Below are 23,391 nucleotides of genomic sequence, written 5' to 3'. Positions count from 1 at the left end.
TGCCGACGTGACCGGCGACCATTACTTCACCGCTGAGCCAACGGCCCCGGCGCGTCCGCGCGAGGTCGAGTTCACAGTCGGCGGGCGCGACTACACGCTCGGCTCCGCCGCGGGCGTCTTCTCCGCCGACCGGCTCGACCCCGGCACCGCGGTCCTGCTGCGCAAGGCCGAACTGCCGGACGCCGGCGTCACCGGCGCGCTGCTCGACATCGGCTGCGGCTTCGGCCCGATCACCTGCGTCCTCGCCGCGAACGCGCCGAAGGCCACGGTCTGGGCGGTGGACGTCAACGAGCGGGCCCGCGCCCTCACCACCGCCAACGCGGCCCGGATCGACGCCGCCGACCGCGTCCACGCCGTCGCGCCCGACGAACTGCCGGACGACGTCACCTTCACCCAGATCTGGTCCAACCCGCCGATCCACATCGGCAAGCCGGAGCTGCACGGCCTGCTGCTGCGCTGGCTGCCGCGGCTCACCCCGGACGGCGTGGCCTGGCTCGTCGTCGCCCGGCACCTCGGCGGCGACTCGCTGCACCGCTGGCTCGTCGAGCAGGGCTGGTCAGTCGAGCGGCACGCCAGCCAGAAGGGCTACCGGGTGCTGCGGGTCACCCGGTAATCCGGTGTCGTCCACCGGCCCCGCTCGGGCAGGATGCCCGCGTGGGATACGTGGACGTGGCAGGGGTCGGGCACATCCTCCCGGACGGACGGGAGCTGTTCGCCGACGTGTCGTTCCGCGTCGGCGAAGGTGCCAAGGTGGCGCTCGTCGGCCCGAACGGCGCCGGCAAGACCACGCTGCTGCGCATGGTCGCCGGTGACCTGCCGGTGAAGACCGGCGCGATCGCCCGCTCCGGCGGACTCGGCGTGATGCGGCAGTTCATCGGCATGATCGGGGACGAGTCCACGCTCGCCGACCTGGCGCTCTCCCTCGCCCCGCCGGCGCTGCGCGACGCCGGTCGGCGGCTCGCCGAGACCGAGGCGGCCATGCGGGCGGCCGAGGTCCGCGGCAAGTTCAGCTCCACCGCCGCCAAGGCCCAGCTCGGGTACGCCGAAGCGCTCGCCGCCTGGGGCGAGACCGGCGGGTACGACGCGGAGGTGCTCTTCGACACCGTCGCCACGATCGTGCTGGGCCTGCCCTGGGACAGCGCCCGCGACCGGCCGGTACGCACGCTGTCGGGCGGCCAGCAGAAGCGCTTCGCGCTGGAGCTGCTGCTGCGCGGCCCGGACGAGGTGCTGCTGCTGGACGAGCCGGACAACTTCCTCGACGTACCCGGCAAACGCTGGCTGGAGGCGCGGCTGCGAGAGTCGGCCAAGTCGGTGCTCTACGTCTCGCACGACCGGGAACTGCTGGCGCAGACCGCCGACCGGGTCGTCGCGGTGGAGGGCGGCAGCGCCTGGGTGCACCCGGGCGGCTTCGCGAGCTGGCACGACGCCCGGCTGGCCCGCCACGCCCGCCTCGACGAGCTGCGCAAACGCTGGGACGAGGAGCACCAGAAGCTGCGCGAGCTGATGCTGATGTACAAGCAGAAGGCCGCGTACAACGACGGGATGGCCTCCCGCTACCAGGCGGCGCAGACCCGGTTGCGCAAGTTCGAGGAGGCCGGGCCGCCGCCCGTACCCCCGAAGGACCAGGACATCCGGATGCGCCTGACCGGCGGGCGGACCGGCAAGCGCGCGGTGATCGCCGAGCAGCTGGAGCTGGACGGCCTGACGTACCCGTTCGACCTGGAACTCTGGTACGGCGACCGGGTCGCGGTGCTCGGCGCGAACGGCACCGGCAAGTCGCACTTCCTGCGCCTGCTGGCCCGGGGCGGCACCGACCCGGAGCCGGGCAACACCCCGGTCGACGGCGCCGCCGCGCTCGCGCCTGTCGCGCACGGCGGCATGGTCCGGCTCGGCGCGCGCGTGCGACCGGGACACTTCTCGCAGACCCACGACCGGCCCGAGCTGATGGCGAAGACGCTGGTCGAGGTGCTGTGGCGCGGCGACGAGCACCGGGCCGGCATGGACCGGCACGCCGCCATGGCGGCGCTGTCCCGGTACGAGCTGGCCGGTCAGGGCGACCAGCGGTTCGGCACGCTCTCCGGCGGTCAGCAGGCCCGCTTCCTGGTGCTGCTGCTGGAGCTGTCCGGGGCGACGCTGCTGCTGCTCGACGAGCCCACCGACAACCTCGACCTGGCCTCGGCCGAGGCGCTGGAAGCCGGGCTGACCGCGTTCGAGGGAACGGTGGTCGCGGTCACCCACGACAGGTGGTTCACCCGTACCTTCGACCGGTTCGTGCTGTTCCGGGGCGACGGCGACGTGGTGGAGACGCCGGAACCGGTCTGGGACGTGGGCTGAGCCGCTCCCCGGGTGAGCCCCGGGGAGCGGGCATAGAGTGGATCTCGTGAGTGAGATGACCTATCGCCGGCTGGGCGACTCCGGGCTCGTGGTGTCCGTGGTCGGCATCGGCTGCAACAACTTCGGCCGCAAACTCGACATCGACGGCACCCGGGCGGTGGTGGACGCCGCCCTCGACGCCGGGATCAACTTCTTCGACACCGCCGACATCTACGGCGAGCCGCAGGGCGCCTCCGAGGAACTGCTCGGCCAGGCGCTCAAGGGCCGCCGCGAGGATGTGGTGGTGGCCACCAAGTTCGGCATGGACATGCACGGCGCGAACGGGCCCGACCACGACGCCCGGGGCGCCCGCCGCTACATCGCCCGCGCCGTCGAGGCGTCGCTGCGCCGACTCGGCACCGACCACATCGACCTCTACCAGATGCACGAGCCCGACCCGGGCACCCCGATCGACGAGACGCTCGCCGCGCTCGACGACCTGGTGACCGCCGGCAAGGTCCGCTACCTGGGCAACTCCAACTTCGCCGGCTGGCAGATCGCCGACGCCGACTGGACCGCGTCGTCGCAGGGGCGTACCCGCTTCATCTCCGCGCAGAACCACTACTCGCTGCTTGAGCGCGGGGCGGAGAACGAGGTGATCCCGGCGTGCGAGCGGTTCGGCCTCGGCATGCTGCCGTTCTTCCCGCTCGCCAACGGGCTGCTCACCGGCAAGTACAAGCGGGGCGAGGCACCCCCGTCCGGCAGCCGCCTGGCCGGTGGCGGCCGGTACGCCGAGCGGCTGGCCGCCGCGCGCTGGGACGTCATCGAGGCGATCGAGGCGTACGCGGCCGAGCGCGGGATCAGCATGCTCCAGGTGGCCATCGGCGGCCTGGCGGCGCGTCCCGCCGTGACGTCGGTGATCGCCGGAGCGACCACCCCCGACCAGGTGAAGTCCAACGCCCAGGCCGGAACGTGGCAGCCCACCGACGAGGACCTGGACGCCCTGGACGCCATCCTCTGACTGCCCCTGCCCCACCGACGCGCGCAGGGCGTTCGTGCGGTTGCCCGCGCGTTGGGGGTTGCCCGCGCGTCGGGCACCCATGGCGTTCCACCCAGGGGCAGCGCTCCCGACGAGTGGAACGCCATGGGTGTCAAGAGAGCCTGGAGACACCCATGGCGTTCCACTTGCTGCTGATTTTGACGAGGAGTGGAACGACATAGGTGTCTGCGGGCGGGCCTGACGCCCGTGGTGTTTCGGGCGACCCGGCGGGCGGCGAGCCGGAGGGCGCGGCGGGGCGCGGCGGGGTGCGGCGGGCGGTGGATGCGGGCACGGGTCAGTGGTTTGCTGCGGTGGCACGACGTTCTGCCAGGGCCTGGCGCACCAGGGCGACAGTGGCGTCGGGCCGGCGTAGCACGTCGTCGGCGGTGAACCGGAGTACGAGCCACCCGGCCGCGCGCAGCGCGTTCAGGCGCGCCACGTCCCGCCGGAAGTGAGCCCGCTCCCGGTGGTGGTCGCCGTCGTACTCGACCGCGAGGCGGAGTGCCGGCCAGGCCAGGTCCACCCGGGCCACGAAGCGTCCGCCCGCGCGTACCTCGTGCTGGGCGGTGAGCGGGCCGAGACCGGCGTCGAGGAGGAGCAACCGTAGCCGTGTCTCCATCGGGGACTCGCTCAACGGCTCGGCCAGCGCCAGCACCTCGCGCAACAGCGGAGCGCCGGGCCAGCCCGGCCGGTCGGCGGCGTAGGCCCGCAGGACGGGCAGCTTCACTACCCGGCGACGCAGCAGCACGTCGACGGCGACCAACGCCTCGGCGAGTGAGCCCTGTCGGCCCAGGTCGAACGCGGTACGCAGCGGGGTGGTGACCGGCAGACCGCCGACGAGGGTGCGGTCCCGCTCCGGCAGCGGCGACCGGACCAACCGCAACCGTGGGTGCGGTCGCAGTCGAGCAGCAGTCGGCAGCAGTACGGTGACCGGCGCGTCGCGGGTGAGCACGTCCCCGCCGAACAGCCATGCGGCGCTGCGCCCCGCCAGCACGCCACCCGGAGGCAGGCGCAACGCGACCGCCTCGCACCACATCCGGTGGTCGTCGGCGCGGTATCCGTCCCGGTGCACGTACACGTCCGGCGGCAGGCGGATCCACGTCGGCCCGCGCAGCATCGTCCAGGTGAGCAGCCCTTCGGAGACGGCGCGGCCGCCCCGGAACGGCAGGATCGCAAGGTTGCGCGGAACGCGGGCGGGAACGGACATCCGGGCAGCGTGTCGTGAGGGGACGGTCACCCGCTGTCCCGGACCGGGAGGTGAACGGTTTCCTGGGAAAAACCGCACCCGGGCTTCCGTACGGGCGGGAGGCGTCGTACGGTAGGCCGCAAGTGACCCACGGGAGCCCGGTGCGGACCGGGCTGAGAGGGGGGCTGGGAGCCCCCGACCGTCGAACCTGATCCGGGTAATGCCGGCGCAGGGAGGAGCGTTGCCGTGCTGTCCCTGGGACGACTGCATCTCATCACCGACACCCGGCCGGGGCGTGACCCGCTCGCGGTGCTGCGTGCCGCCCTGCCGGTGGCCGGCGCCGAACTCGTCGTGCAGGTGCGCGTCGAGGACGACGCGACCGACCGGGAGGCGTACGAGCTGGCCCGGCTGGTGGTCGACGCCTGCCGGCCGTACGGGGCGCGGTGCCTGGTGAACGATCGGCTGCACGTGGCGCTCGCGGTGGACGCCGCCGGTGGCCACGTCGGCGCGGACGACCTGCCGGTGGCCGCCGCGCGCCGGGTACTCGGCCCGGACGCCGTGCTGGGCGCGACCGCCCGGGAACCGGTGGGCGCCCGCGCCGCTGTGGACGCCGGCGCCGGCTACCTGGGTGTGGGCCCGTGCCACGTCACCACCACCAAGTCCGGCCTGCCGGAACCGATCGGTCCTGAGGGGATACGCGCGGTCGCCGAGGCGGTGACCGTGCCGGTGATCGCGATCGGCGGGGTGACCGCCGCGAGCGTGCCGGAGCTGCGGGCCGCCGGGGCGTACGGGGTGGCCGTGGTGGGGGCGCTGAGCGGCGCAGCCGATCCCGCGCATGCCACCGCCGAGCTGATGCGGGCGCTGACGTGTTAAGAGGGGGCCCTTCCTCTACCGGAGGCGTTAACAGGGGGCCCTTCCTTACCGACGTGGCGGTGGTGGGGGGCGGCCCGGTGGGGTGGGCGATCGCGTGGCGGTGTGCGCAGCGCGGACTGCGCGTGGTGGTGCACGACGACCGGCCCGGGTCGGGCGCGTCGTCGGTGGCCGCCGGGATGCTGTCGCCGGTCGCCGAGGCGTACTTCGGGGAACACGAGCTGACCGGGCTGCTCGTCGAGTCGGCCGCCCGCTGGCCCGGCTTCGCGGCCGAGCTGGCCGAGGCGAGCGGCGTCGACATCGGGTACCGCACCGAGGGCACGCTCGTCGTCGGGCTCACCGCCGACGACCTGGCCGAGGCGGGGCGGCTGTGGTCGTACCAACAGGGGTTGGGACTGCCGATCACGCCGCTGCGTCCCTCGGAGCTGCGCGACCGCGAACCGGCGCTGGCGCCGCGCGTGCGCGGCGGCGCGGTGGCCCCCGGCGACCACCAGGTCGACCCGCGCCGGCTGGTCGCCGCGCTGCGCACGGCCGCGGAACGAGCCGGTGCGGAGCTGCGCCCGGCCCGCGTCGGCGCGCTGTCCGAGGTGGACGCCCGCGTCACAGTGGTCGCGGCCGGCTGCGGCGCGGCGGAGCTGACCGGCCTGCCGGTCCGCCCGGTGAAGGGTCAGGTGTTGCGGCTGCGCGCGCCGGGTGGCGGTCCGCCGGGCTTCCGGCACGTGATCCGGGGGTACGCGGACAGCGAGTCGGTCTACCTGGTGCCCCGGGACAGCGGTGAGGTCGTGGTCGGGGCGACAGTCGAGGAGCGCGCGGACACCGCTGTCACCGCCGGTGGCGTGCTGACGCTGCTGCGCGCCGCGGCGGAGCTGGTGCCGGAACTCGTCGAGTACGAGCTGGCCGAAGCCGTCGCCGGGTTGCGCCCCGGTACGCCGGACAACGCGCCGATCATCGGGCCGCTGCCCGGGCGGCAGGGCGTGCTCGCCGCGACCGGGCACCACCGGCACGGCATCGTGCTCACACCGGTCACCGCCGACCTGGTCACCGAACTGATCGTCACCGGCGAGCCGGATCCCGCGCTCGCCCCCTTCACCCCGGACCGCTTCGGGAAGGAGCGCACGTGGAACTGATCGTCAACGGCACGGGCCGGACGCTGCCCGACGGTGTCACAGTCGCCGAGGTGGTCCGTACCGTCACCGACCGGGAGCGCGGGCTCGCGGTGGCGGTGAACGGCGAGGTGGTGCCGCGCGGCGGCTGGTCGGCGAGCGTGCTGCGCGACGGCGACCGGGTCGAGGTGCTCAGCGCCACCCAGGGCGGGTGAGCGACATGTCCACGTTGGAGATCGGCGGGGTCGAGTTCGGCTCCCGGCTCATCCTCGGCACCGGTGGGGCGGCGAACCTGCACGTGCTGGAGCAGGCGATCCGGGCGTCCGGCACCGAGCTGGTCACGCTGGCGCTGCGCCGGGTGGACACCACGCCCGGCGGGTCGGGCGGCCTGCTCGACCTGGTGGAGCGGTGCGGCGTACGGCTGCTGCCGAACACTGCCGGCTGCCGTACCGCTGTGGAGGCGGTGAAGACGGCGCACCTGGCTCGGGAGGCGTTCGACACCGACTGGGTGAAGCTGGAGGTGATCGGCGACGAACGCACGCTCCTGCCCGACGGGGTGGAGCTGCTGCGCGCCGCCGAGGAGCTGGTGGCGGACGGGTTCACAGTGCTGCCGTACACGTCGGACGATCCGGTGCTGGCGCGGCGCCTGGCGGACGTGGGATGCGCGGCGGTGATGCCGGCCGGGTCGCCGATCGGCTCCGGGCTGGGCATCGGCAACCCGCACCACATCCGGCTGATCCGGCAGGCCGTCGACGTGCCGGTGGTGCTCGACGCGGGCATCGGCACCGCCTCCGACGCGGCGCTCGCCATGGAGCTGGGCTGCGACGCGGTGCTGCTGGCGAGCGCCGTGACCCGGGCCGCCGACCCGGTGGCGATGGCCACCGCGATGCGGTACGCGGTCGAGGCCGGGCGCCTGGCGTACGGCGCGGGTCGCATCACCCGCCGCTTCCACGCCCTGGCGTCCACTCCCGACGACGGACGACCCGACCTGTGACCGCCTCATGCGTTGCGGATCTTGGTACGGATGCGTCCCTGGAGGGGCGGCCGCGTACCAAGATTCCGGGCTGCCCGGGTGGCGTCGTGGTGCTCACCGATCGTCTGGTGGCTCGGGGGGCGCTCGTCGACGTGGTGGCGGGTGCCGTGGGCGGGGGAGTGCGGTGGGTGGTGCTGCGGGAGAAGGACCTGCCGCGCGCCGAGCGCCTCGCGCTCGCCGTCGACCTGCGCGCGATCCTCGCCGAGGCGGGCGGCACGCTCGTCGTCGCCGGGCCGGACCCGCTCGACGGGGACGCGGTGCACCTGCCGGCCGCCGGCCCGTACCCGCCGCCCGCCGTCGGGCTCGTCGGCCGCTCCTGCCACGACATCGCCGAGCTGGCCCGGCTCACCACCGAGCACTACGCCACGCTGTCCCCGGTCTACGAGACAAGAACGAAGCCCGGCTACGGCCCACCCCTGCGCCCCGACGGGCTACGCGAGCTGATCGCGGCAAGCCCGGTCCCGGTGCTGGCACTCGGCGGCATCGAAACCCCGGCCCAGGTCACCGCATGCGTCGAGGCGGGCGCCACCGGAGTAGCAGTGCTGGGCGCGATCATGCGCGCCGACGACCCCACCGAAACCGCCACCACGCTGGGCAGAGCCTTCCAGGAGGCGGCCACCCGCTTGGCGCGCACCCACCCCGCGCGATCCGACGAAGGCCCGCACGAGAAGGGCTGCGGCCGACCGTGACCACGGAGGGATCAAGCCTGACCGCCCGGAGTGGGCACGGTCGGCCGCAGCCCTCAACCGCAACCACCGGAGAAGACACGTGACGCCGAAAACAGTTCTCACCGTGGCAGGGTCCGACTCCGGAGCAGGAGCAGGCATCCAGGCCGACCTCAAGACGTTCGCCGCGCTCGGGGCGTACGGCACGAGCGTGCTCACCGCCGTCACCGCGCAGAGCACGCGGGGCGTGGACGCCGTGCTGCCGCTGCCGCCGCAGACCGTCCGCGACCAGATGGACAGCGTGCTCGGCGACTTCGACGTCCGGGCCGTGAAGACCGGGATGCTCGGCACCCCGGCGGTCGCCGACGCGGTGGCCGAGGCGGCCCGGGCCGGGCGGCTGCCGCACCTGGTCGTCGATCCGGTACTGGTCGCCACCAGTGGGCACCGGCTCGGCGTGGTCGAGGCGGTCGAGCGGCTGCTGCCGTACGCGGAGGTGGCGACGCCGAACTGCGCGGAGGCCGCCGCCCTCACCGGAGGCCCGGTGGGCACGGTCGAGGAGATGGTGGCGGCGGCCGAGGCGCTGGCGGCGCGCGGCCCGGCGTTCGTGGTGGTGACGGGCGGCGACGTGGACGCCGACGGCGAGTCGGTGGACGTGCTGTCCGGCGGCGGGACCACGCGGCTGCTGCGCGCGCCCCGGGTGGACACCCGGCACAACCACGGCACCGGCTGCTCGTTCTCGGCCGCCGTCGCGGTCCGGCTCGCCGCCGGCGACGCGGTGCCGGTCGCGGTGGCGGCCGCCAAGGAGTACGTCACCCGCGCGCTGACCGGCGCGCAGGGCTGGGAGCTGGGCGCGGGACGCGGCCCGCTGGACCACTTCGGCTGGTCCGCATGAGCGACAGGGAGGCTGTCATGCAGGCACGTCGCAAGGTGTACGTGGAAGGGTCGCGGCCGGACATCCGGGTGCCGTTCGCCGAGGTGCCGCTGACCGGGGACAACCCGCCGGTACGGCTCTACGACACCTCCGGCCCCGGCTCGGACCCGGAGGTGGGGCTGCCCGCGCTGCGCGGGCCGTGGATCGCCGAGCGCGGCGACGTCGCCCCGGTCCGCGGCGCCGGCACACCGCTGGCGGGCGTGGACGGGAAGCGGCCGACGCAGCTCGCGTACGCCCGGGCCGGGATCGTCACGCCGGAGATGGAGTTCGTGGCGATCCGGGAGTCGGTGTCGCCGGAGTTCGTGCGGGACGAGATCGCGGCCGGGCGGGCGGTGTTGCCGCTCAACGTCAACCACCCGGAGTGCGAGCCGGCCATCATCGGCAAGGCGTTCCTGGTCAAGGTCAACGCGAACATCGGCACCTCGGCTGTCACCTCGTCGGTGGCCGAGGAGGTGGAGAAGCTGACCTGGGCGACCCGGTGGGGCGCGGACACCGTGATGGACCTGTCCACCGGCAAGCACATCCACTCCACGCGCGAGGCGATCGTGCGGAACGCGCCGGTGCCGATCGGCACGGTGCCGATCTACCAGGCGCTGGAGAAGGTCGGCGGCGACCCGGTGAAGCTGAGCTGGGAGGTGTTCCGCGAGACCGTCGTCGAGCAGGCGGAACAGGGCGTCGACTACATGACTGTGCACGCCGGGGTGCTGCTGCCGTACGTGCCGCTGGCGGTGGACCGGGTGACGGGCATCGTGTCCCGGGGCGGTTCGATCATGGCGGCCTGGTGCCTGGCGCACCACGAGGAGAACTTCCTCTACACGAACTTCGCCGAGCTGTGCGAGATCCTCGCCCGGTACGACGTGACGTTCTCCCTCGGTGACGGTCTGCGGCCCGGCTCCATCGCCGACGCCAACGACGAGGCACAGTTCGCCGAGCTGCGTACGCTCGGGGAGCTGACGAAGATCGCCTGGGAGCACGACGTGCAGGTGATGATCGAGGGCCCCGGGCACGTGCCGATGCACAAGATCAAGGAGAACGTGGACCTCCAGCAGGAGTGGTGCCACGAGGCCCCGTTCTACACGCTCGGGCCGCTGACCACCGACATCGCGCCCGCGTACGACCACATCACCTCGGCGATCGGCGCGGCGATGATCGGCATGTTCGGCACCGCCATGCTCTGCTACGTCACCCCGAAGGAGCACCTCGGGCTGCCGGACCGGGACGACGTGAAGGCGGGCGTGATCGCGTACAAGATCGCGGCGCACGCGGCCGACCTGGCCAAGGGGCACCCCGGCGCGCAGGCGTGGGACGACGCGCTCTCCAAGGCCCGGTTCGAGTTCCGGTGGGAGGACCAGTTCAACCTGGCGCTCGACCCGGAGACCGCGCGGTCGTACCACGACGCGACGCTGCCCGCCGAGCCCGCGAAGACCGCGCACTTCTGCTCGATGTGCGGCCCGAAGTTCTGCTCCATGAAGATCACGCAGGAGTTGAAGGAGTACGCGGCGCGGGGCATGCGCGGAAAGTCGGAGGAGTTCGTCGCCGGCGGATCACGGGTCTACCTGCCACTGGCGTGAGCGGGGCCGGGGCGGGCCCGTCCATGCCCGCCCCGGGGTCGCCTCTCAGTCGCGGTGGTGCCGCCCGGTACGCAGCGAGCGGGCGTCGTCGGTGTTGTCGTCCGAGGCGAGACCGGCGACCCAGTCCACGTATTCGTCGTCGGCCGCGTCGCCGGGCTCGGCCGTACGGTCCGCCGGCTCCGGTTCCTCCTTCGCCCGGTTGCGCCGGAACAGGCCGCGCCGGGCCTTCGGCTTCCCGGCGAGCGCATCGGCGTCGTCGGGTCCGGCGTGCCGCCCGCGCCGCGTACCGGGGTCCGGCTCGCCGGTCCCGGGTGCCGCCTCGGGCAGCGCCGCGCCCGCCGGTACGGCGGTCTCCGGCTCCGGCCGCTGGACCGGGCCGGCCGGGCGGGCGTTCGTGGCGAGCGCGTCCCATCCGCTACTCGCACCCGGCTCGGGCAGGCCCCGGTAGCGGGGGCGCGGCGTCGGCTCGGCCGGGGTGGTCGTCTCGTCGCCGTCCCGGACCGGCGCGTCCGGTCCGGCGGTGGCGCGGTGCGGGCGGGTGGCCGGGGTGATCGGCCAGGCCGGGCGTGCGTCGCCCGCCTGCCCGCCGGCGTCCTCGAACATCGGGAACCGTGGCCGGGGCGACGTGGCCGGCGCCGGGTCGTCGAAGAAGAAGCCGCGGGCGGTGCGCTCTGCGGGCGGTGTGACGCCGCCGGTCGGGGAGCCGGGCCGCGTCGAACTGCTCCCGGGCCCGGCTGGCGTGCCGGCGTCCGCGCCGTCCCGGTTCGCGCCGTCCCCGGCCGGGGACGGGGATCCGGGGTGGACGGTCCGTGCGGTGGCGTTCGCAGCGCCGAAGTCGGCATTCCCGGCGGCATCCGGGGCGGGACCGGTCTGCTTCCCCGTCGCGGTCGGGCGGGCGTCGGCCGGGCCGGACTCGGGCGAGTCCGTGCCGGTGGCGCGCTGCCCGGCCTTCGGGGCGCGGGTGCGCCGGGCCCGGGTGGTGCGGCCCGTCCCGGTGTCGGCGGCCTCGGCGGTGCCGGGGGCCCCGGCCGGTTCGCCGGGGCGCTTGCTGCCCGGGGCGTTTCCGGGGATGACCGGCCCGGGCGTGCCCGCCGTGGCGGGAGCATGCCCGTCGGACGCCATCGGCCCGTCGGGCGTGTCCGCCGCGGCGGGCGTACGCGCGCCGTCGGAGGTGACCGGCCCGGTGGACGTGGCAGGTCCGGCGGGGCCGCTGTCGGTACGCGGGCCGGGAACGTGGCTCTGCTCGCCGGTGTCGCCGGCGGCCGGGGACGCGGCCCCGGCGGTGCGGGATGCGGTGGCGCCGTCGGCCGGTGCGGCCTCGGCAGCGCGGGCGCGGGTCCGGCGCGGCCGGGTCACCCGTGGCGTGGTCGCCGCCGGTTCCGGAGCGGGTTCGGATGCCGTCTCGGCCGTCGCCGCCGCGTCGGCGGTCCCGGCCGTGGCGGTGCGATCCGGCTCGGGTGTGCCGGTGGCGTCCGGACCGCCGACGGCGGCTGCGGACGGGTCCGCCTTCTCCGGCCCGCTCGACGCGGCTCCGGCGGCGAGGACGCTGGGCGTGCCGGCTGCCGGTCCGGTCGCTGCCGGGCCGGTGGAGGTCGGGCCGGTGGAGGTCGGGCCGGTGGCCGTGGTGCCGGTCACCGGCCCGGACAGACCGGCTGCGGACTCGGGCCCGGCAGTGCCCGCCGCCTGGCCCGCCGTCGCCCGGTCGGCAGGCCCGTCGACGGTGCCCGCGCCGGGCGATGCGAGGTCCGTACCCGGGTACGGATCGGGACGGCCGGCGGCGAGGACGTCGATGGCCGAGGTCCGTCGCCCCGGTGGCAGCAGGCCCGGCATGGGCTGGCCGTGGGTCCGGTCGGTGGCGGGCCGGTGGTCCGGCGCCGGTTCGCCGAGGGCACGCCGGTCCGTGTCGGGCCGGTTCGTGACGGCGGGCTGATCGGCGGCGGACCGGCCGGCGGCCGGAAGCTCGGCGCTGCCCGGTGCGACAGTGGCCGGAAGGTCGGCGCTGCCCGGCACGCCCGGTGTCGCGGCCGAACCACCGGCCTCCGGCCAGGTCCAGTGCGCCGGGGCGGCGGCCCCGCTGGTCACCGGAGGCGTGAGCGCGGCGCCCGGCGCCGACGCGGCGGACGACGGCGGCAGCGGCGCGAGAATGTCGGTGGCCTCGACGGCGTCGGGATCGCCGGCGGTGACCGGCCGGGGCAGCATCGTGGTGGCGGTCGAGCCGAGCGCCCCGGCGACGACAGCGATCAGCGCGCCGTAGTAGGGCGCGATCTGGTACCGGTCGGTCGCCGCGCCCGGGCCGGCGGTCAGGTAGGCGAACGCGACGAGCACCGGACCGGCCGCCCCGGCCGCGCCACCGACCAGCGGCGGCCATCCGGCCCGGCGGGTCAGCACGCCGACCGCGCCACCGGCGAGCAGGGCCAGCGTGGGCAGTAGCAGCATGGACAGGCGCTGCGCGGCCGCCGCATCCAGCCAGGACGGTTCGAGGACACCGAGCCGGACGGTGGCCAGCGGACGGTTCGAGACGATCGTGGGCGCGACCGACAGCAGCGCCAGCAGCCAGACGATCCCGGCGGTGATCGCCACACCCCAGCCGAACGGCGGCTTCAGCAGTACGGCGATCGCCGCGCCCGCCCCGACCACCGCGCCGAGGGCGGCGCAGACGCCGGCGGCCCAGACCGGGTCGACGGACCCGGCCAGCTCGGCCGCGCGGGCCGGTTGCATGCACAGCGGGGCGACCACTGTCGCGCCCAGCGCGCTGACGCCGGCGATGGAGAGCAGTTCGGTGGTGCCGCCGGGGAGGTCGTCCCGGCGGGCGAAGCGCTCGGTGAGGACGGCTCCGGCGACCGTGGCGACCACGGCGAACCAGCCCACCCAGACGAGCTGGGCGGGCCACCTGTTCACCGAGGCGTCGACGAACGCGCCGTCGAGGCGGACGACTCCGAAGCCGTACGCGATGCCCAACTGGCCGGCCCCGGCCAGTACGCTCACTCCGAGCGCCGTGAGCAGCAGCCTGCCCCACGTCCGAAAGGCCATGTCCGGCACGTTACGGCCCGGTGCCCCCGATCGCCACCTTGCCGCCGCGCGGCGCGGCGAACCTGTCGGCGTGGCTACTTCAGCTCGACCAGGCGGGCGAGGTAGGTGGTGTCGCCGACGTTCGTCAGCATGTGCACCGCGCCCGGATCCCGGTAGACGACGCCGCCGGTCGGCTCGTCGGCGTCGATGGTGGCACCGTCGATCGTCTGCACCACGTTCTTCGCGCCCTGGATCGCCACCACCAGGTACGGGTGGTCGTGGCGGTGCAGCGGCTGCCGCTCACCCGGCTCCAGCCGGATGTGCCAGACCCGTACCCGGTCGTTCTCGTACACGATCTCCTGGCCCACCGGGCCGAGTTCGAGGTCGGCGGAGAGTTCGGTCATCGCGGTCCGTCCAGTTGGGGGAGCACCTCGGCGGCGATGAGCTCCACGTGGTCGAGGTCGTCGAAGTCGATCAGGCGCAGGTGGACCCGGGTGGTCCCGATCGCGGCGAACTCGCCGATCCGGTCGACGAGCTGGGCGGGGGAGCCGACCACCGGGTCCTCCGGCGGCAGCGCGCTGGTGACGTGCAGCGGGGCGGCCCGGCGCTGCGCCTCGGCGTCGGTGCGTCCGATCGCCACCACGATGCCGGCGGAGAGCGTCAGCGGGGCCCGGCCGGAGGCGTCCCGGCCGGTGCGGTCGCACGCCTCCCGGACCCGGTCGTACGCGGTGGCGGTCTCGGCCACGCTCTTGAACGGCATGTTGAACTCGTCGGCGTAGCGGGCGGCCAGCTCGGGCGTGCGCTTCGGTCCCCGGCCGCCGACGATCACCGGCGGGCCGGGCTGCTGCACCGGCTTGGGCAGCGCCGGAGCGTCCAGCAGCCGGTAGTGCTCGCCGGTGAAGGTGTACGTCTCGTCGGCCGGGGTGCGCCACAGGCCGGTGACGATCTCCAGCTGCTCGGCGAGCCGGTCGAAGCGCTCGGCGACGGGCGGGAACGGGATGCCGTACGCGGTGTGCTCACGCTCGTACCAGCCGGCGCCGATGCCCAGCTCGACCCGTCCGCCGCTCATCCGGTCGACCTGGGCGACCATGACCGCCAGCGGGCCGGGGAGCCGGAACGTGGCGGACGTGACGAGCGTGCCGAGCCGGATCCGGGAGGTCTCCCGGGCCAGCGCGGCGAGCGTCAGCCAGGCGTCGGTGGGGCCGGGCAGCGCCGGTTCGTCCCCCATCGCCCGGTAGTGGTCGGCCCGGAAGAAGCCCTCGAAGCCGGTCTCCTCGACCAGCCGGGCGAACCGGAGCTGGTCGTCGTAGTCCGCTCCGCGGTGGGGTTCGGTGAAGACCGAGACCCGCATGGTCACCGTCCTCCCGCCGCCGCGGCCCGCGGCGGCGTCTCGGCCGACGCGGCCGGCGGCTGCGCCGGTCCGGTCGGCGCGGGTACGCCCGGGACGTCCCGCTCCATCAGCAGTTCGTGCAGTTCGGCGCTGATCCGCGCGACGTCGGCCAGGTGTGCGTGCCGGCCGAGGGTGCGGGGCCGGGGGACGTTCACCTCGACCACCTCGCGGATGCGGCCGGGGCGCGGGCTGAGCACGACGACCCGGTCGGCGAGCAGCACCGCCTCGTCGATCGAGTGGGTGACGAAGACGATGGTGGCCTTCGTCTCCATGTGCACCCGCTGGAGTTCGCCGGAGAGCTCCTCGCGGGTGAGCGCGTCGAGCGCGGAGAACGGCTCGTCCATGAGCATCACCCGGGGTGAGCCGATGAGCGACCGGCAGAGCGAGACGCGCTGCTGCATTCCGCCGGACAGCTCGTGCGGGAGCCGCTTCTCGAAGCCGCCCAGCCCGGCCATCTCCAGCAGTTGGCGGGCGCGGTCGCGGTGCTCGGCCCGGCGCCAGCCGAAGATCTCCACCGGCAGCAGCACGTTGTCCAGCACCGTGCGCCAGGGCAGCAGGGCCGGCCGCTGGAACAGCATGGCCACGTCCCGGCGGGGCTTCGTGATCGGCGTACCGGCCACCGTGATCTCGCCGCCGCTGACCGGGAGCAGGCCGGCGATCATGCGCAGAAGCGTGGACTTGCCGCAGCCGGACCGGCCGAGAACGGCGACGAACTCGCCTTCGGCGACGTCGAGGTCGATGCCGCGCAGCGCCTCCACCTGGCCGGAACGGCCGTCGAAGGTGCGGGACACCCCGGACAGTCGGATCATCTCCCGCCGGCTCCCTTCCACGTCGTCCCCAATGCGAGCCGGGCTAGCGTAGCGGACGGTGCTTATAGCACTGTCTGGGGTGGACGTCAGTCCACTTTCCGTCACGCAACTTCGTTTCCGTTCCGCAACCGGGACGGAGGGGGCACACCATCCGCCTTCTCGTACGCTGTTGCGCGCGAAGAGTCCCCTCACGACGGTCCAGTCGGCCCAACCCCTCCTGCCGACCCCGTCGGACCCACAACCCGACCGGCGAAGAAGCCCTGGTCGGAAAGGACATGGTGCACTGATGAGAAGGCTGACCCGTACGGTCGCCGCCGCGGCTCTGGCGACCGCCCTCGCCCTCGTGGGCGGCTGCAGCAGCGACTCGGACAAGTCCGAGAGCGGCGGCGGCAACGGCGCGGCGCTGGAAAAGGTGACGTACCTCACCTCATTCGGCAACTTCGGCCGTGACTCCTACGCCTGGGTGGCGAAGGACAAGGGCTTCTTCAAGGAGGCCGGCTTCGACGTCGACATCAAGCCCGGCCAGGGCACTGGCTCCGTCATCCAGACCATCACCGGCGGCCAGGCCCAGTTCGGCCCGATCGACCTGACCGGTGGCATCCTCCAGCTCGGCAACGGCCAGGCGAAGGACTTCGTGGCGGTGGCCGCGATCCAGCAGCGCACCATGGCCGCGATCGTCACGGTCGAGGGCAAGAACATCGCCACCCCGAAGGACCTCGAGGGCAAGAAGCTCGCCGACACCCCCAGCTCCGTCGTGCGTAACCTCTTCCCCACGTACGCACGGCTCGCCGGAATCGACGGCAGCAAGGTGACCTGGGTCAACGGTGAGGCGCAGAGCCTGATGCCCATGCTGGGCTCCGGCTCGGTGGACGGCATCGGCCAGTTCGTCGTCGGCCAGCCGACGGTGGAGACGGTGACCAAGAAGAAGCCGGTCGTCCTGCCGTACAGCAACGTGATGCAGGACCTCTACGGCAACGCGCTGATCACCTCCACGAAGCTCGCCAAGGAGAAGCCGGAGATGGTGAAGAAGTTCACCGCCGCGCTGCTCAAGGGCCTGGAGTACTCGCTGGCCCACCCGGACGAGGCCGCCGAGATCCTGAAGAAGAACGTGCCGGCCGCCGTCCCGGCCGCAGCCTCCGCCGAGCTTCAGCTGATGGCCGCGTACGTCCGGTCGAGCAACTCCGGCACCGCAATCGGCACGCTGGACAGCGGCCGGGTGGCCAAGAGCATCGCGCTGCTGAAGGGCGCGGGCGCGCTCAAGCAGGACCTCACCCCGGACCAGATCATCGACTTCAACCTCGCGCCGAAGGCCTGACCGGTCCGCTCGGGCCAACGGGGGTGCGACCCGCCGGACACCCGGTGGGGCGCACCCCCTTCCCGTGCCGGTCGCACCGACCGGCGCAGAGAGGAGGACACGTTGACACAGTTGACCGAGGCCCGGCCGGAGGCGCCGCAACCGCGCCCGGTGGTCCGGCGCGGGTTCGCCGTACGTCCGGCCGCGGTCGGGCTGCCGGCGCTCGGCCTGCTGATCACGGTGGCCGCCTGGTGGCTGGTCACCTCGGGGCTGAACCTGGTGCACCCGGCCGCGCTGCCGCCGCCGCAGGCGGTGGGGAAGTCCCTCGCGAACACCACCGGCGTGCTGCTGCCCGCGTTGGGCATCACCACCTGGACTACCCTGTTCGGCTTCCTGCTCTCGTCGGCCGCCGGGGTGCTGATCGGGATGGCGCTGGCCGCGTCCCGCCGGGTGGAGCGGATGTTCGCGCCGCTGCTGGTGGCCGTGAACGCGGTCCCGAAGATCGCGTTCGGGCCGCTGCTGGTGGTGGCCGTCGGCTGGGGTCAGAAACCCATCCTGACCATGGTGTTCCTGCTCTGCTTCTTCCCGATCGTGCTCTCCACCGCCACCGGCCTGACCACCACTCCGGCGGACCTGGCGGAGCTGGGCCGGTCGCTGAACGCCTCGTGGTGGCAGTCGTTCCGCAAGGTGCGCTTCCCGTCCGCGTTGCCGCAGATCTTCGTCGGGCTCAAGGTGGCCATGCCGCTGGCCGCGATCGGCGCGGTGATCGGTGAGTTCTATTCGGATCGTCCCGGCCTGGGCTACCAGATCCTGCAGTACAACGGCGTCGGCGACACCGCCACCGCCTGGGCCGCGATCGTGCTGGTGGCCCTGATGAGCATCGTGCTCTACGCCGCTCTGAGTTTCATCGAGCGCCTGGCCCTGCCCTGGGTCCGGGCCACCACCTCAGCCCGCTGACCACTGACCCGAAGACCCGTCGTCGACCGAGAACCCAGAGGGAAACCTCAACCCACGGATTGCGGCCGACCACGAAAGGTGTCGCCCCGGCGCAACCGGCGGAGGGGATCAAGCCTGACCGCCCGGAGCCGGTTGTGCCGGGGGCGACACCCCCACAGCGACTAACCCGCGAGCCGCCAACGACCACCACGAGCCACGAGCGTCGTCAACGCCTGCGGCATCAACCCGGAGTGGTTGTCCGGCGTCATCCGGATCGGCCCGGACAGCCCGTCCAGCTGCGAGGTCTCCAGCACGTCGCGCAGCGCGTCCCGGTCGATCTTGCCCGGTTCGCCACCGGCGCGCTGCTCGGCGTCGACGATCAGCTGGACCGCGTCCGCGGCGAACGAGGAGAAGCCGTTGTAGCCGCCGAACCGGGCGGTGTAGTCCTGGAACCACTGCCGGCGTGCGGCCTTGGCCGGGGTGGTGGCGATCACATCGTCGATCACCATGGTCTGGGTGAAGATCAGCGTGGCCTCTTCGGTGGAGCGGGCCGACGGGCCCAGGAAGAGGTCGCCGGCGGCCGCGGCGTCGAAGAACAGCGACCCGCGGAACTTGCTCTGCCGGGCCGTGGTGGCGGCCAGCGTCGCCTGCTCCGGCGTGGTCCAGAGGATCAGGGCCTGCGGCTTGGCGGCGATCAGATCGTTGACCTGCGTGCCGACCTCGGTGTCGGTGAGCCGCACCGATTCGTTGCCCACCAGCCGCACCGTGGTCTTTTCCAGCTCCCGCTGCAGCGCGGTGAGCCCTTCCTGGCCGTAACCGTCGGCGCTGTGCAGCAGCGCGACCTTGCGGATGTTGCGCCGCTCCAGTTCGGTGGCGAGCGCGGCGGCGCTGTCGGCGGCGTTCGGGGCGAGCTTGAAGACATATCGTCGTTGGTCCACCGGTTCGGTGACCGCGCTCGACGAAGCCAGTGCGATCGTCGGAATGCGCTTCTCACCGATGGTGCGGGCCGCGCCGACGGCGCATTCGTTGCAGCCGCCCATGATGACGGCGCTGACCCGTGAGTCGCCGCTGAAATCATTGATGTTCCGCAAGGATTCCGCAGCGTCGGAGCGGTTGTCCTTGATCCTCAGGTCGATCCTCCGGCCACCCAGCGCGCCGGACGAGTTCACCTGCTCGACCTTCAGTTCCAGTGCCCGCTGGTACACCTTGCCGACCGGCGCCGACGCGCCGGAGAGTTCCAGGTCGGCGGCGATGACGATGGGGCTGGTGTCCTGCGGTTCCCCGCCGATCCCGCAGCCGGTGAGCGTGGTGGCCAGCACGGCCGATGCGAGCGCCGCGAAGCTCGCGGAGCGGATGGGGCTCAACTCAGTCCTCCAGGTGCGGCGCGGGCCGACGCCCGATCACCGCCGCTAGTCCGTCCTCAGTGGAGGAACGGGATTGGTGTGCCGTACGGTGTGCGCGAAGCCTGCAAAACCTTGCCAATGCCGGGGCCTGTGGTCAAGCCGGGATCTCGAGTGCTGTTTCGGGACAGCCATCCCACATGCTGGGGACACGGAACATTAACTGACAATTACTGCACAGAAGCGCGTGACCACTCTGGAGTGACATCCCCTGATCAGGGGGTTGGAGAAAAGAAGGTATTAGGTGATCGGATCACGGGTTGCGCCGACCCCGACCGTTTCCTGCCTCCCTGCGGCTTCCCAAACACGATCTCGTCTGATGAAATCGCGGCCGTGCCGCGCGCGGCGCTCGCCGCTGCACCAGGCACGGGTCAGCGGGTCGCGCGTGGAAGAAACGACGGAGGCGATGTCGTGAGCACCGGACCTACGACCCTGCCCGGGAGCCCCAACGCCGATCAGCGGAACCGGCGACGGCGCCTGCCGAGGCTGCGCGACGCGCGTATCCGCTCGAAACTCGCCCTCATCCTGGTCGTTCCGGTAGCGGCTGTCATCGCACTGGCAACTATCCGACTCGTCTCGGTGGGCCAGGGCGCGTTCGAGGCGGACCGGGTCCGGTCGCTGACGGCCGTGTCGGTCGACATCTCGGCGCTCACCCAGGACCTCCACAAGGAGCGGATGGCGGCGGCGGTCTTCCTGGCCCAGCCGGACCAGAAGCCGGACGCGTACAACCTGCGGGTGCGCCAGACCGACGAGCGCATCGCGGCGTACCAGGAGGAGCGGCGCCGGCTCGGTGACGTGCCGGGCTCGGTCAGCAACCAGCTCAAGGTCATCGACGCCCACCTGTCCACGTTGAACGGCGTGCGCCAGGAGGTGCTGGACCGGTCGCAGATGCCGGTGGCCGAGGCCAGCCTGCGCTACGGCATCGTCCTGAACGACCTGGTCGCGTACAGCGACGCCCTGGCCCAGCAGCCGGGCGCGGAGAGCCTGGCCGACGCCCGCCGCGCGGTGGCCGCGTTCGCCCACGCCAAGGCCGCGGTGGCCGAGGAACAGGCGGTCGCCTTCACCGCGCTCGGCGCCGGCCGGATCGACGAGGAGCAGTTCTCCTCCTTCGTGGCCACCCTGACCAGTCAGCAGGAGGCGCTGCTCACCTTCTCCCGGTCCGCGACGCCGGCCCAGCGGGCCCTGGTGGACCGCACCGTCTCCGGTGACGCCGTCCAGCTCGCCGACCGGGTCGCCGCCGACCTGTCCCGCTCGGTCGGGCGCCCTGGGCTCGTCACCCGGCAGGAGGCGGCCGACGCGATCGGCGCGGTCGACGAGCTGATGCGGTGGGCGGAGATCCAACTCCTGGACGACCTGCTCGCCGACGCCGACGAGCTACGCGCCGACGTGATCCGGCAGGCGGTCGTGGAGGGCCTGCTGGTGCTGATCACGCTGGCCATCGCGGTGACGCTCGCCGTGGTGCTCGCCCGGTCGCTGAACGACTCGCTGCGCCGGCTGCGTGAGGGCGCGCTCGCGGTGGCGAACCACGACCTGCCGGACGCGGTGAGCCGGCTGCAGAACATCAACGCCATCGGCGACGGCGGCGTGGACGAGATCGTCCAGCAGGTCCGAGACCCGATCAAGCTGACCAACCGCGACGAGGTCGGCCAGGTGGCCGTCGCCTTCAACGTGGTCCACCGGGAGGCGGTACGGGTGGCGGCCGAGCAGGCCGCGCTGCGGACGAGCGTCTCGGCGATGTTCCTCAACCTGGCCCGCCGCTCGCAGAGCCTGGTCGACCGCATGATCGGCGAGCTGGACGCGATCGAGCGGTCCGAGGAGGACCCGAAGCGTCTGGCGCAGCTGTTCGAGCTGGACCACCTGGCCACCCGGATGCGCCGCAACGACGAGAACCTGCTGGTGCTCGCCGGCGCCGACTCGGCGGTGCCGCGTCGCGACGACGCGCTCCTGGTCGACGTGCTGCGCGCCGCGCAGTCCGAGGTGGAGCTCTACAACCGCGTCGAGTTCGGCACCGTCGACACCGACATCTCGGTGGCCGCCCACGCCGTCAACGACGTCGTCCGGCTGGTCGCGGAACTGCTCGACAACGCCACCCGCTTCTCGCCGCCGAACACCTCGGTGGTGGCCGACGGCCGCCGGATCCGCGACTACGTGCTGATCCAGATCGAGGACCGGGGCCTCGGCCTCAGCGACGAGCAGCTCGACTCGCTCAACCGGCGCCTGGCCGCACCGCCGACCGTCGACGTGGCCGCGTTCCGGCTGATGGGTCTGGCCGTGGTGAGCCGCCTCGCCTCCCGGTACGGCATCCGGGTCGAGCTGCGCCGCAACGTCGAGGGCGGCACTGTCGCCCAGGTCACACTGCCGAACTCGACTGTGGTGCTGCCGGCCAACCGGGGTCAGGCCCCGCTGACCCGGCCGCGCCAGCCGTTGGCCGTCGAGCAGTCGCCGCTGAGCCAGGTCGGCGTCGCCGACGCGCTTGCCGGCGCCGGCCGGGGCGCCGCCACCGCGACGCTCGCCGACGGATGGCGCGGGGCCACCACCGCCCCGCCCGCCAGGTGGCAGACGCCCGCCGAGGTGCGTGACACCACTCCCGCCGTGCAGCTCGGCGGGGCGCCCGGCACGCTGCCGGCGGCCCCTGCCACGCCGGCCCCGGTCTCCGGGGCGGGCTGGTCGGCCGGCGGGCCGACGGTGGCGTACCCCGCGCTCGACCCGCTGCCCAAGCGGTCGCCCAGCACCGAGGCGGCGCCTCCGGCCTACCAGCCGCTCGCCGCGGCGCCGACGGTGGAGACCACCCCGGCAAAGCCCGTGGTGGCTCGTCCCGAGCAGCGGGCCGAGGCCCCGATATTCCGGGAGATGGAGGCGGTCTGGTTCCGCTCGCACGGAGAGGACGAGACCACCATCTTCACCCGGCCCACCTTCGACGAGCCGCCCGCGCCGGCCCAGCCGGCCGTGCCGCCGCCCGCGGCGTCGGCGCGTCCGCCGCTGCCCACCCGTACCCCGGGCGCGCAGGCGTCGGGGCTGAGCACGCCGGCCGCGTACAACGCACCGGCCGTGCCGTCCGCGCCACCCGCGGCGGCCGCCCCGGCGGCCGCGTCGCCGCCACCGGCCGCCCCGGCGCCACCACCCGCCGCCGAGCCCGCGCCCGGCATCGACCCGAGCGCCTGGCGTACCGCGGCCGACGAGGGCTGGACGCGGGCCAGCCGGGCCGCGGAGCCCACCACCGGCGGCACCACCCGTTCGGGCCTGCCCAAGCGGGTGCCGCAGGCCCAGCTCGTGCCCGGCGGGATCGAGCCGAAGAGCGGCCGGGACCGCAGCCGGCGCACGCCGGACGAGGTACGGGGGCTGCTCTCCGCCTACCACCGTGGCGTCCAGCGGGGCCGTACGGCCGGCGCCGACCCGAACAGCACCTCGACCAAGGAGACGAACCGATGAACAGGCCGGCGGCCATGCAGGACATGGGTTGGCTTCTCACCAACTTCGCCGACAGCGTGGCGGGCATCGCCCACGTGGTGGCGGTCTCCGCGGACGGGCTGCTGCTCGCCTCCTCCCGGGACCTGCCCGGGGACCGGGCCGACCAGCTCGCCGCGATCACCTCCGGCGTGGTGAGCCTGACCGAGGGCGCGGCGCGCATGTTCAGCGCCGGCGGGGTGCTGCAGACCGTGATCGAGATGGACAGCGGTTACCTGTTCCTGATGTCCATCAGCGACGGCTCCTCGATGGCCGTGCTCGCGGCGCGCAGCTGCGACGTGGGCCAGGTCGGCTACGAGATGGCGTTGCTCGTGGAACGGGTCGGCCAGGCGCTGGTCCCGCTGCCGAGGGACGCCGTCCGGTCCTGACCGGGCCGC

20 protein-coding genes and 1 riboswitch are annotated in these 23,391 nt (G+C 73.6%); of the genes, 14 read left to right on the top strand and 6 right to left on the bottom strand.

Annotated elements, in window-relative coordinates:
- The first annotated feature begins 7 nt into the window (after positions 1 to 7).
- The 3 genes from FHU28_RS30820 to FHU28_RS30810 are packed head-to-tail and all read left to right on the top strand — an operon-like array spanning position 8 to position 3,334.
- The gene (locus FHU28_RS30820; protein WP_184688610.1) at positions 8 to 613 is read left to right on the top strand and encodes a class I SAM-dependent methyltransferase; all 606 of its coding nucleotides are present in this window, start codon (positions 8 to 10) and stop codon (positions 611 to 613) included.
- 41 nt (positions 614 to 654) lie between these two features.
- Complete coding sequence (locus FHU28_RS30815; protein WP_184688609.1) at positions 655 to 2,334, top strand: ABC-F family ATP-binding cassette domain-containing protein; 1,680 nt, start codon at positions 655 to 657, stop codon at positions 2,332 to 2,334.
- A gap of 37 nt (positions 2,335 to 2,371) precedes the next feature.
- Positions 2,372 to 3,334, top strand: coding sequence for an aldo/keto reductase (locus FHU28_RS30810; protein ID WP_184688607.1), 963 nt, complete (start codon positions 2,372 to 2,374; stop codon positions 3,332 to 3,334).
- 313 nt (positions 3,335 to 3,647) lie between these two features.
- On the opposite strand, the gene FHU28_RS30805 is transcribed toward FHU28_RS30810, so the two are convergent.
- Entirely contained in the window at positions 3,648 to 4,559 is a 912-nt protein-coding gene (locus tag FHU28_RS30805) for a DUF559 domain-containing protein (RefSeq protein WP_184688605.1), read from the bottom strand.
- A 119-nt stretch (positions 4,560 to 4,678) separates the two neighbouring features.
- Positions 4,679 to 4,790, top strand: a riboswitch (TPP riboswitch).
- Between FHU28_RS30805 and thiE the strand changes: the two genes are divergently transcribed.
- The 7 genes from thiE to thiC all read left to right on the top strand — a co-directional run bounded on the left by thiE (position 4,785) and on the right by thiC (position 10,711).
- Positions 4,785 to 5,411, top strand: a complete 627-nt coding sequence (gene thiE / locus FHU28_RS30800; RefSeq protein ID WP_184688603.1) for a thiamine phosphate synthase — start codon at positions 4,785 to 4,787, stop codon at positions 5,409 to 5,411. (Overlaps the previous riboswitch by 6 nt.)
- Entirely contained in the window at positions 5,405 to 6,535 is a 1,131-nt protein-coding gene (gene thiO / locus FHU28_RS30795; RefSeq protein WP_184688601.1) for a glycine oxidase ThiO, read from the top strand. The genes thiE and thiO overlap by 7 nt, the downstream gene beginning before the upstream one ends.
- A complete protein-coding gene (gene thiS, locus FHU28_RS30790) occupies positions 6,526 to 6,726 on the top strand; it encodes a sulfur carrier protein ThiS (RefSeq protein WP_073828929.1) in 201 nt (66 codons plus the stop codon). The genes thiO and thiS overlap by 10 nt, the downstream gene beginning before the upstream one ends.
- A 5-nt stretch (positions 6,727 to 6,731) precedes the next feature.
- Positions 6,732 to 7,505: a thiazole synthase gene (locus FHU28_RS30785; protein WP_184688600.1), complete on the top strand. Its 774-nt coding sequence runs from the start codon at positions 6,732 to 6,734 to the stop codon at positions 7,503 to 7,505.
- A 62-nt stretch (positions 7,506 to 7,567) separates the two neighbouring features.
- On the top strand, positions 7,568 to 8,233 hold the full coding sequence (locus FHU28_RS30780) for a thiamine phosphate synthase (protein WP_184690060.1): 666 nt from the start codon (positions 7,568 to 7,570) through the stop codon (positions 8,231 to 8,233).
- Positions 8,234 to 8,312: 79 nt separating this feature from the next.
- The gene (thiD, locus tag FHU28_RS30775; protein ID WP_184688598.1) at positions 8,313 to 9,101 is read left to right on the top strand and encodes a bifunctional hydroxymethylpyrimidine kinase/phosphomethylpyrimidine kinase; all 789 of its coding nucleotides are present in this window, start codon (positions 8,313 to 8,315) and stop codon (positions 9,099 to 9,101) included.
- Between the two features lie 17 nt (positions 9,102 to 9,118).
- Positions 9,119 to 10,711, top strand: coding sequence for a phosphomethylpyrimidine synthase ThiC (gene thiC, locus FHU28_RS30770; RefSeq protein ID WP_184688596.1), 1,593 nt, complete (start codon positions 9,119 to 9,121; stop codon positions 10,709 to 10,711).
- Positions 10,712 to 10,756: 45 nt separating this feature from the next.
- On the opposite strand, the gene FHU28_RS30765 is transcribed toward thiC, so the two are convergent.
- The 4 genes from FHU28_RS30765 to FHU28_RS30750 all read right to left on the bottom strand — a co-directional run bounded on the left by FHU28_RS30765 (position 10,757) and on the right by FHU28_RS30750 (position 15,919).
- Complete coding sequence (locus FHU28_RS30765) at positions 10,757 to 13,741, bottom strand: hypothetical protein (RefSeq protein ID WP_184688594.1); 2,985 nt, start codon at positions 13,739 to 13,741, stop codon at positions 10,757 to 10,759.
- A gap of 74 nt (positions 13,742 to 13,815) precedes the next feature.
- Positions 13,816 to 14,124 (bottom strand): cupin domain-containing protein, encoded by a 309-nt coding sequence (locus FHU28_RS30760; protein WP_073828925.1) that lies wholly within the window; start codon positions 14,122 to 14,124, stop codon positions 13,816 to 13,818.
- Positions 14,121 to 15,071 (bottom strand): LLM class F420-dependent oxidoreductase, encoded by a 951-nt coding sequence (locus tag FHU28_RS30755; RefSeq protein ID WP_184688592.1) that lies wholly within the window; start codon positions 15,069 to 15,071, stop codon positions 14,121 to 14,123. Before FHU28_RS30755 ends, FHU28_RS30760 begins: the two co-directional genes overlap by 4 nt.
- 2 nt (positions 15,072 to 15,073) lie before the next feature.
- A complete protein-coding gene (locus FHU28_RS30750) occupies positions 15,074 to 15,919 on the bottom strand; it encodes an ABC transporter ATP-binding protein (RefSeq protein WP_260413215.1) in 846 nt (281 codons plus the stop codon).
- Positions 15,920 to 16,205: 286 nt separating this feature from the next.
- Here FHU28_RS30750 and FHU28_RS30745 point away from each other — a divergent pair, with 286 nt between their 5' ends.
- A complete protein-coding gene (locus tag FHU28_RS30745; protein WP_184688590.1) occupies positions 16,206 to 17,234 on the top strand; it encodes an ABC transporter substrate-binding protein in 1,029 nt (342 codons plus the stop codon).
- Between the two features lie 150 nt (positions 17,235 to 17,384).
- The gene (locus FHU28_RS30740; RefSeq protein WP_311773715.1) at positions 17,385 to 18,170 is read left to right on the top strand and encodes an ABC transporter permease; all 786 of its coding nucleotides are present in this window, start codon (positions 17,385 to 17,387) and stop codon (positions 18,168 to 18,170) included.
- Between the two features lie 161 nt (positions 18,171 to 18,331).
- On the opposite strand, the gene FHU28_RS30735 is transcribed toward FHU28_RS30740, so the two are convergent.
- A complete protein-coding gene (locus tag FHU28_RS30735) occupies positions 18,332 to 19,513 on the bottom strand; it encodes an ABC transporter substrate-binding protein (protein WP_184688586.1) in 1,182 nt (393 codons plus the stop codon).
- Positions 19,514 to 19,960: 447 nt separating this feature from the next.
- On the opposite strand from FHU28_RS30735, the gene FHU28_RS30730 reads away from it, so the two are divergent.
- Both FHU28_RS30730 and FHU28_RS30725 read left to right on the top strand, forming a co-directional pair.
- Complete coding sequence (locus tag FHU28_RS30730) at positions 19,961 to 22,978, top strand: sensor histidine kinase (protein ID WP_184688583.1); 3,018 nt, start codon at positions 19,961 to 19,963, stop codon at positions 22,976 to 22,978.
- Positions 22,975 to 23,382, top strand: coding sequence for a roadblock/LC7 domain-containing protein (locus FHU28_RS30725; protein ID WP_013288588.1), 408 nt, complete (start codon positions 22,975 to 22,977; stop codon positions 23,380 to 23,382). The genes FHU28_RS30730 and FHU28_RS30725 overlap by 4 nt, the downstream gene beginning before the upstream one ends.
- Positions 23,383 to 23,391: the final 9 nt, after the last annotated feature.

The organism is Micromonospora echinospora, assembly GCF_014203425.1.
GTDB lineage: Bacteria > Actinomycetota > Actinomycetes > Mycobacteriales > Micromonosporaceae > Micromonospora > Micromonospora echinospora_A.
This window is presented reverse-complemented; position numbering and strand designations above follow the sequence as displayed.

What these genes read in the sequence shown, in the direction of transcription:
- FHU28_RS30785 (WP_184688600.1), top strand. Translation starts at nt 6,732, where the DNA reads ATGTCCACGTTGGAGATCGGCGGGGTCGAGTTCGGCTCCCGGCTCATC.
- FHU28_RS30745 (WP_184688590.1), top strand. Translation starts at nt 16,206, where the DNA reads ATGAGAAGGCTGACCCGTACGGTCGCCGCCGCGGCTCTGGCGACCGCC.
- FHU28_RS30725 (WP_013288588.1), top strand. Translation starts at nt 22,975, where the DNA reads ATGAACAGGCCGGCGGCCATGCAGGACATGGGTTGGCTTCTCACCAAC.
- FHU28_RS30765 (WP_184688594.1), bottom strand. Translation starts at nt 13,741, where the DNA reads ATGGCCTTTCGGACGTGGGGCAGGCTGCTGCTCACGGCGCTCGGAGTG.
- FHU28_RS30755 (WP_184688592.1), bottom strand. Translation starts at nt 15,071, where the DNA reads ATGCGGGTCTCGGTCTTCACCGAACCCCACCGCGGAGCGGACTACGAC.
- FHU28_RS30760 (WP_073828925.1), bottom strand. Translation starts at nt 14,124, where the DNA reads ATGACCGAACTCTCCGCCGACCTCGAACTCGGCCCGGTGGGCCAGGAG.
- FHU28_RS30805 (WP_184688605.1), bottom strand. Translation starts at nt 4,559, where the DNA reads ATGTCCGTTCCCGCCCGCGTTCCGCGCAACCTTGCGATCCTGCCGTTC.
- FHU28_RS30750 (WP_260413215.1), bottom strand. Translation starts at nt 15,919, where the DNA reads ATGATCCGACTGTCCGGGGTGTCCCGCACCTTCGACGGCCGTTCCGGC.
- thiC (WP_184688596.1), top strand. Translation starts at nt 9,119, where the DNA reads ATGCAGGCACGTCGCAAGGTGTACGTGGAAGGGTCGCGGCCGGACATC.